8 protein-coding genes are annotated in these 8,088 nt (G+C 70.4%); 4 read left to right on the top strand and 4 right to left on the bottom strand.

What is annotated here, in order from left to right; all coding sequences use genetic code 11:
• Positions 1-103: 103 nt before the first annotated feature.
• The gene (locus tag MFF42_RS06400; protein ID WP_238254996.1) at positions 104-1,327 is read right to left on the bottom strand and encodes an FAD-dependent monooxygenase; all 1,224 of its coding nucleotides are present in this window, start codon (positions 1,325-1,327) and stop codon (positions 104-106) included.
• A 215-nt stretch (positions 1,328-1,542) separates the two neighbouring features.
• Here MFF42_RS06400 and MFF42_RS06395 point away from each other — a divergent pair, with 215 nt between their 5' ends.
• Together MFF42_RS06395 and MFF42_RS06390 are read left to right on the top strand one after the other, a co-directional pair.
• Positions 1,543-2,124, top strand: a complete 582-nt coding sequence (locus MFF42_RS06395; protein WP_238254995.1) for a YqaA family protein — start codon at positions 1,543-1,545, stop codon at positions 2,122-2,124.
• Entirely contained in the window at positions 2,121-2,633 is a 513-nt protein-coding gene (locus tag MFF42_RS06390; RefSeq protein ID WP_238254994.1) for a disulfide bond formation protein B, read from the top strand. The genes MFF42_RS06395 and MFF42_RS06390 overlap by 4 nt, the downstream gene beginning before the upstream one ends.
• Here MFF42_RS06390 and MFF42_RS06385 read toward each other — a convergent pair.
• Entirely contained in the window at positions 2,597-3,214 is a 618-nt protein-coding gene (locus MFF42_RS06385; protein WP_238254993.1) for a ParB-like protein, read from the bottom strand. The genes MFF42_RS06390 and MFF42_RS06385 overlap by 37 nt on opposite strands.
• Positions 3,215-3,577: 363 nt before the next feature.
• Between MFF42_RS06385 and MFF42_RS06380 the strand changes: the two genes are divergently transcribed.
• On the top strand, positions 3,578-4,768 hold the full coding sequence (locus tag MFF42_RS06380) for an acyltransferase family protein (protein WP_238254992.1): 1,191 nt from the start codon (positions 3,578-3,580) through the stop codon (positions 4,766-4,768).
• Between the two features lie 42 nt (positions 4,769-4,810).
• On the opposite strand, the gene MFF42_RS06375 is transcribed toward MFF42_RS06380, so the two are convergent.
• Together MFF42_RS06375 and MFF42_RS06370 are read right to left on the bottom strand one after the other, a co-directional pair.
• Complete coding sequence (locus tag MFF42_RS06375) at positions 4,811-5,233, bottom strand: EVE domain-containing protein (RefSeq protein WP_238254991.1); 423 nt, start codon at positions 5,231-5,233, stop codon at positions 4,811-4,813.
• Positions 5,234-5,340: 107 nt separating this feature from the next.
• Complete coding sequence (locus MFF42_RS06370) at positions 5,341-6,366, bottom strand: NAD(P)H-dependent glycerol-3-phosphate dehydrogenase (protein WP_238254990.1); 1,026 nt, start codon at positions 6,364-6,366, stop codon at positions 5,341-5,343.
• Positions 6,367-6,911: 545 nt separating this feature from the next.
• On the opposite strand from MFF42_RS06370, the gene MFF42_RS06365 reads away from it, so the two are divergent.
• Positions 6,912-8,088, top strand: a 1,177-nt coding sequence (locus MFF42_RS06365) for a methyl-accepting chemotaxis protein (RefSeq protein ID WP_238254989.1), incomplete at its 3' end; no start/stop codon positions are given.

Here is an 8,088-nt window from a genome sequence, read left to right as displayed (position 1 = left end):
CTGCACCACCCCCACCCCGAGCCCCTCCCCACAAGGGGGAGGGGACAGGCCTTAATCTTGCCGAGGAGATCAACCGGAAGCCGTAGCTGCCCGACCGATCCGATCAGCTGGACAGGTATTCGGGCCGGCGGTCGGTCTCCATGGCCCGGTAGGGCGACAGGTCGGGCTCCACCGGCGGCCGGGCGAAGGCTTTGGCGGCGAGGTTGCGCAGGCCCGGATGGCTCGCCGCGCGCAGGCCCACGTGCAGGAGACGGATGCCGAGCCGGCTGTGCGGGTTCATCATCCGCGGTGCGATCTTCGGCACGCCCTGGGCCTTGCCCACCATCGGGCGCATGGCCCGCTCGTAGGCGGCGAAGGCGCCGGCGACATCGCTCTCGCGGGACATCTCGCCGGCCAGGACATAGGCCCCGGTGATCGCCAGAGTCGTGCCGATGCCGGCCAGCGGGGTGGCGCACCACGCGGCATCGCCCGTCAGGACGACGCGTCCCTTCGACCAGGCCGTCATCCGCACCTGGCGCAGGACGTCGAAGTAGAAGTCGTCCGTCGCGTCCAGCGCGGCGAGCACGCGCGGCGCCTCCCAGCCCGCACCCGCGAACCGCGCGCGCAGGAAGGCCCGCTGCCGGTCGGGCTCCCAATCCTGCTCGCCGCCCGGCGGCTGCTGGATCATCAGCATCGCCCGCGTGGTGCCGTGCCGGTCGGGACGAAGGGAGACGCCCCGGCCCTCCGTGGCGTTGTACCAGCGCCACATCCTGTCGTCGTCGGCGGTCCGGGGGATCGTGAGATAGGCGATGGTCAGGTCCATCCAGCGCGGTCGGTTCTCGCCGGGGAAGACGCGCTCGCGGGTCGAGGACCCGACTCCTTCGGCGACGATCACCGCGTCGTAGCGCTCGGTCCGTCCGCTGGCGAAGGCGACGGTCGCGCCCTCCGCGTCCTGCTCGACGCGCGCCACGCTATCGCCGAAGCGGAAGGCGGCCTGCCCGCGGGCGGCCTCCCAGAGGAGACCGGCGAGATCGCCGCGCAGGATCTCCATCTCGGCGGTGGGCCCGTCCCCGTCGATCTCCGTCCTGGCGAAGCGGGCGACGACCCGGCCGCGGCCATCGACCCAGGTGGTGCCTTCCTCGCCGGTGCCGCGCTCCAGGGCCGCCTGGTCCAGCCCCATCCGCCGCAGCACCTCGCGCCCGACGCCGCGCACATCGACGTTCTGGCCGCCGTCGCGGAATTCGGGCGCCCGCTCGACGACGGTGACGTCGAAGCCTGCGCGGCCGAGCCAGAACGCGGCGGTGTTGCCGGCCACGCTGGCCCCTGTGATCAAGACGCGGCGCGGCATCGGCACAAACCCGTTTCCGATCGATCCGCGGCGCACCCGGCCCCGGCACCGGGGATATGTGCGCATGCGGGCGAAAGCCCAGCGGAATCCTGCGCCATGCGCCGTCACGACGCCGCGACGGGGCGGCCCCCTCGTTCCGCCCTTGCCTGGGGCCCTCGCCTCGCGCCCGCATCTGTGCTGAAAGGGCACCGCTTCCCGGACCGCAACGAGGCCCCATGATCCGCCGGCTCTACGAGTGGATACTCGCGCTCGCCGCCAAGCCCTCGGCGCCCTGGGCGCTCGGGGCGGTGGCCTTCGCGGAGAGTTCGTTCTTCCCCGTCCCGCCGGACGCGATGCTGGTGCCGATGGCGGTGAGCCGGCCGGACCGGGTCTGGCTCTACGCCACCATCGCCACCGTCGCCTCGGTGCTCGGCGGGCTGGTCGGCTACGCGATCGGCGCGCTGCTGTTCGATTCGGTCGGGCAGTGGCTGTTCAACCTCTACGGCCTCGCCGACAAGGCACAGACCTTCCAGGCCTCCTACGCCACCTACGGGCACTGGGTGATCCTGTTGAAGGGTCTCACCCCGATCCCCTACAAGCTGGTCACCATCACCTCGGGCTTCGCCCACTACTCGCTGTTCTGGTTCACGGTTCTCTCGCTCGTGACCCGGGGCGCGCGCTTCTTCCTGCTCGCCTGGCTGCTCGGGCGCTACGGCATCGGCATCCGCGCGGTGCTCGACCGGCACCTCAACGTGGTGGCGGGGCTGTTCGCCGCCGTGGTGATCCTGGGCTTCGTCGCCTTCAAGGTGATGCTGTGAGCCGCATCCCCCTCCGCGCCGCCGCCGTCGCCGTGGCGCTCGGCGCTGCGCTGACCGTCGGCGGCGCCCTCGTGTTCGAGCACGGCCTCGGCTACGTGCCGTGCAAGCTCTGCCTGACGGAGCGGGTGCCCTATTACCTCGCCGCGCCGCTGGCGCTGGTCGCCGCCCTGCTCCCGCCGCGGCCCGCCCGCTTCCTCCTCGGCCTCGTGGCCGTGGTGCTGATCTACGGGGCCGGTCTCGGCGTGTATCACGCGGGGGCGGAGTGGGGATTCTGGCCGGGACCCAACGATTGCGGCGGCGGCTCCGGCCCCGGACCGGCGGATGTGGCGGACTTCCTGAAGAACCTGGAGACCGTGCGGCCGGTCGATTGCACGGCCGCCGCGTGGCGCTTCCTCGGTCTCTCGCTCGCCGGCTGGAACGCCGTGATCGCGGCCGGCCTCGGTCTCCTCGCCGCGGCGGCCGCGCTCGTCGCTCAGCCGTCGAGGGGCCCGCACCAGCCGGGCAGGTAGCCCGCATCCGGCGCTTTCGCGAGGCGCAGGGCGTCCTCCATCGCCGCGGTGAAGTCGCGCTCGACCGCCTTCCGCTTCAGGTTGCGCCGGAGGTAGTCGGCCCACAGGAACTCGCTGAAGGGCGTCGTGTCCTTGGCGAAGCCGCCGGCCCGGCGCAGCTCGCCCGCGAGGCTGCGGAACGGGTCGTCGGCGAGATCGGCGATCGCCTTGGGGATGTCGTCGAAGCCGACCCGGACGCCGGCGGCGTCGTAGGGGTGGACCCAGGCCTTGTGGTCGGCCACCGTCCAGAAGGCGTCCTTGTCGAGCTTGTGCAGGTCGGCGACGATGGTCACCACCACGTCCTTCTCCCCCTCTTCCTGCAGCGCGCGGGCGAGGTGGTGATGATCGATCACGTAGTGCTTCTTCTTGGGCCCGAGCAGCACCGGGATCATGTGCGAGCCGAGGAACTCCGCCTTCTTCTTCGGGTCGTGTTCCCGCCAGCGGCGGCGCTTCTCGGCCACCTCGCGGTAGCCCACCGTGATCTGCGTCGGGCGCAGCTCCGCGATCGGCACGGAGATGAGCAGGGGTTCACGGGGCGCCATCGATGTCTCCAATCCTGTTCCAGCCTCGGCCGTGAAGCGCCGCGCCGCCGGATCGTCCGGCAAGCCCGATCCGGGCACCGCGGAGACCGGCTTGCGGGAGGGCGCGGGTGGCGGCTCGGGGATCGCTGGATTTGCGGGGAGCGGACCCTCGCGGTCCGCGCTCGAACGAGCGGCCACGCATCACGGTTGCGCGAGACTTAGGGTCGCATTTTCAGTGTCAAGACCCGGAAGCACCCGGAAAAAGGGGCGACATCGGTATTTTAATCCCGTTGTCATCGAGGGGATCTTGCCGGAAGACAAGTTAGGCGCAAGTCGCGTGTCCGGATCACGGCCCGGCGGCGTTTCGGCGATGGGAAGATTGGCATGGCATCCGTCTCGACCGGAAGTGAGCCGTCGGCGGCGCCACGCGCGCAGGGGCCGCGTCCCCTGATCGGCCTCGACCTGCTCCGCTTCGGCGCGGCCTGCCTCGTCATGCTCTACCACCTCGGCTGCACCGCCTGGATGGTCCCGTCGAGCGAGGCGGCCGTTCTCGTCGGGTCGCCGATCCCGTTTCCGACCCTGCTGCCCGTCAGCGCGCAGGGCTGGGTCGGCGTGCAGATGTTCTTCGTGATCTCGGGCTACGTCATCGCCTATTCCGCCTCGAACGCGAGCGCGTCGCGCTTTCTCACCGGGCGCATCCTGCGCCTGATGCCGGGCGTCTGGTTCTGCGCCACCGTCTCCTTCGGCCTCGCGCTGCTCTTCTTCCCGGACTCCGTGTGGATCCTGCTCGAGCGCTATGGCCGCACGCTGATCCTGTTCCCGGTCCCGCGCTGGATCGACGGCGTCTACTGGACGCTCGGCATCGAGATCGTGTTCTACGCCCTGGTCTACCTCCTGCTGTGCCTGAACCGGTTCGAACGGCTGGAGCCGGTGGTCATGGCGGTCGGCGTCATCAGTGCGCTCGCGTGGCTGCTGGCGGCGGCGCCGGTCTTCCCGGACCTCGACCGGATCATCAGCACGCGCATCGCCAAGCTCGTTCTCGTCACCCATGGCTGCCACTTCGCCCTCGGCGTGCTGCTGTGGAGCGCGGCGCGGCAGGGTTTGACGGTCACCCGCATGGCCGCCCTCGCCGTATGCCTGACGGGGGCCTTCCTGCAGATCCGCTACGATGCCGGCTTCGTCGGCGCCTCGCTCGGCCTCGACCGGAGCCCGGCGATGCCGTGGCTCTTCTACGCCGTCTTCATGGGCCTGTTCTGCCTGTCGATTCGCGTCAACACCGCGCTGACCGACATCGCCCCCGGACTCGGGCGGCGGTTCCGCGATCTCGGTCTCGCGACCTACCCGCTCTACCTGCTGCACACCTTCGTCGGCGCGCTGACGATGCGGTTCCTGCTCGCTCACGGCCTGCCGCCGGCCGTGGACCTCGCGGGCGGCATCCTCGTGGCCGTCGCCGCGTCCCTGGTGGTGTCGCGGCGGGTCGAGCCGCCCCTGCGGGCCCGGCTCGGACGCGCCGTCGAGACGGTGGGCACCAAGTTGCGCAGCCGCGGCCTGGTATTGGGCGCCCTCACCCGCTGAGAGGCTGCCAGCCCAGGTGGGCGGCCCCGCACGAACCGCCGCTCAGCGATCGCCGAGACCGCCCATGGCGCAGACCGTGGTCCATTCGGACTCCGTCACCGGCTGGACCGAGAGGCGCGAGTTGGTGACGAGGGCCATATCCTTGAGCGCGGCCTCCGCCTTGATCGCGTCGAGGGTCACGGGGCGCGGCATCGGCGCCACCGCCCGCACGTCGACCATGCCGAAGCGTCCGCTCTCGTCGGTATGGTCGGGATAATAGGGCCTGATGACCTCGACGACGCCGACGACGGCCTTGCCCTCGTTGGAATGGTAGAAGAAGCCGCGCTCGCCGACCTGCATCGCCTGCATCTGCTTCTTGGCGAGGTGGTTGCGCACGCCGTTCCAGAAGGTGCCGGCCTCCCCCGCCTCGACCTGCTGGTCCCACGACCAGGTCGAGGGCTCGGACTTGAACAGCCAGTAGGCCATGGCGCGGGACGGCTCCGTGGAAAAAAGCGCTCCCGCTTATCGAAAATCCGGCCGCGCATGAAGGGCGCGCGCCGCCTCGCCCCCAGGCCGCGCGGCGGAAGGGCCGCTCAGGCGGTCTCCGCTTTGAGCGGCCGCGACAGCAGGCGTGCCATCGCCGCATCCACGGTCAGCGCCCCGGCCACCACCGCGGCGACCGCCTCGGCCACGGGCATCTCGATGTCCCGCGTCCGGGCGAGGCCAACCAGCGCCTGCGCGGTGAAGGCGCCCTCCACGAGCTTGCCGCCCGCGGCCTCCTCGGGCGTCGCGCCTTTCCCCAGGCGCTCGCCGAAGGCGAAGTTGCGCGATTGCGGCGAGGAGGCGGTGAGCACGAGGTCGCCCAGGCCCGACAGGCCCATCAACGTCTCCGCCCTTCCGCCATAGGCGCGGGCAAAGCGCATCAGTTCGGCGAAGGCGCGGGCGATCAGCGCGGCGCGGGCACTCTCGCCGAGACCGCGGCCCGCGACGATGCCGGCCGCGATCGCGAGCACGTTCTTGCCCGCTCCCCCCACCTCGACGCCGCGCACGTCGTCGGTGTGGTAGAGCCGGAAGGCCGGTCCCGAGAGCAGGCCGGCGAGCCGCGCCGCGCTGGCGCCGTCCTCCGCCGCCAGCGTCACGGCCGTGGGCAGGCCGCGGGCGACGTCGGAGGCGAAGCTCGGTCCCGACAGCACCGCGACCGTCGCACCGGCCGGCAGCACCTCCGCCGCCACGGCGCTCATGAAGGCGTCGCTGCCCCGCTCGATCCCCTTGGCGCAGAGCACCACCGCGGCGCCGGGCGCCAGCGAGGGCGCGAGCCCGGCCAGCACGCCGCGCAGGGTCTGGGCCGGCACGACGAGCAGCACCGTGCCGGCCTGCGCCAGGGCGGCCGCCTCGGCGGTGGCCCGCACGCCCGGATGCAGGGCGACGCCGGGCAGGTAGCGCTCGTTGGCACGGACCTGCTCCATCCGCGCGGCTGCCGCCGCATCGCGCATCCAGAGCGTCACCGGACGGCCCGCCGCGGCGGCGGCGTTGGCCAGCGCCGTGCCCCAGGATCCACCGCCGACGACGGCGACGACGTCTTCCCGCCGCTGCGTGCCTGACGTCATGTCTGCCTCCATCGGGAACCCGGTGCGACCCGCCCGGTCACGGTCACGGTGCCGGTCCTGCACCGGATCGTCCGGTAGGCGATAACGCCCTGCCGCCGGAAGTGCGAGCGTCGATCCGCGATCTCGAGAGGCCCGCCGGTCTCGAGAGCATCACGGTCCATCGTCGGCCCGGCGGGCGACGTTCCTCGGTTCCACGTTGGACCGGCAGAGACCGGAATCACAGTTTTTTGATGCCGATCGGAGCGGGAAGATTTTCGGCAGCCAGACCCGGGAAAACGCAGCAATTGATCTATGTAAAGGGCATGCACTTAATGTTCGTGACCGAGCTTTGCTGGATCACTGCCTTATCGTCTCCTCGTAGATGCTTTCACTGCGTTTTCGCAATAGCCAAGCACCGACGTGGATCAATTTGTCGCTTTGCCTCCGTGTTTTTTCAATCACCATGACAGCGTTACTACATAACCGTTCGAAAAAGCCGGCGGAATTCACATTTGATTAATGAACATAATCGAAAACAGGTTCCGTTGAACGACCTGACTCCAGGATCCCCCCACGCCATGGCGCTCTTCCATTCCGAGCAGGCTTCCATCCTCGCCGCCGTCGATCGTGCCATGGGACGCATCGAGTTCGCGATGGATGGCACCATCACCGACGCGAATGCCAACTTCCTCGCTCTCGTGGGCTACACCCTCGATGAGGTGCGCGGTCGCCCGCACGCGACGTTCGTGCCGCCGGAACAGCGCGAAAGCCCGGAATACAAGGCGTTCTGGGACGCGCTGCGCCGCGGCGAGTTTCAGGCCAGCGAGTTCCGCCGCATCGCCAAGGACGGCCGGCCGATCTGGATCCAGGCCTCCTACAACCCGATCCTCGACCGGGGCGGCCGGCCCTACAAGGTGGTGAAGTTCGCCAGCGACATCACGGCCCAGACCCAGCGCAATGCCGGCTACGCGGGGCAGATCGCCGCGATCAACCGGTCCCAGGCGGTGATCCAATTCGACCTCGACGGCACGATCACGGACGCCAACGAGAATTTCCTCACGACGATGGGGTACCGGCTCGACGAGATCCGGGGCCGGCATCACAGCCTGTTCGTCGATCCCGAGGAGGCCAAGAGCGGCGCCTATGCCACCTTCTGGAAGTCGCTCGCGAACGGGACCTTTCAAGCCGGCGAGTTTCAGCGGTTCGCCAAGGGTGGCCGGTCGGTCTGGATCTACGGCAGCTACAATCCGATCCTCGACAGCGACGGCCGCCCCTGCGCCGTGGTGAAGTTCGCCAGCGACGTGACCCAGGCCGTGACGGATCGCCGTCGGCGCGCCGACGGCCAGCGCTCCATCGAGGCCGACCTCGGCTCCATCACCGGCGCGATGTCGAATGTCAGCCGCCAGGCCAGCGAGACGGCGGCGGCGGTGGCCGTCACCTCCAACAACGTCCAGTCGGTCGCCGCGGGCGCCGAGGAATTCGCGGCCTCGATCTCGGAGCTGAGCCGCCACGCCTCGCAGGCCAAGATCGCCGCCGACGCGGCCGTGACCCGCGCCGAGGAGGCGGGCGGCATCGTCAGCGGCCTGACCGCCACCGCCGAGCGCATCGGCGAGGTGGTCTCGGTCATCCGCTCGATCGCCGACCAGACCAACCTGCTCGCCCTCAACGCCACCATCGAGGCGGCCCGCGCCGGAGCGGCCGGCCGCGGCTTCGCGGTGGTCGCCACCGAGGTAAAGGCGCTGGCGAGCCAATCCT

The organism is Methylorubrum podarium (assembly GCF_022179745.1).
GTDB lineage: Bacteria > Pseudomonadota > Alphaproteobacteria > Rhizobiales > Beijerinckiaceae > Methylobacterium > Methylobacterium podarium.
Note: the sequence above shows the minus strand (reverse complement) of the source record. Positions and strands in the feature narration are given on the sequence as shown.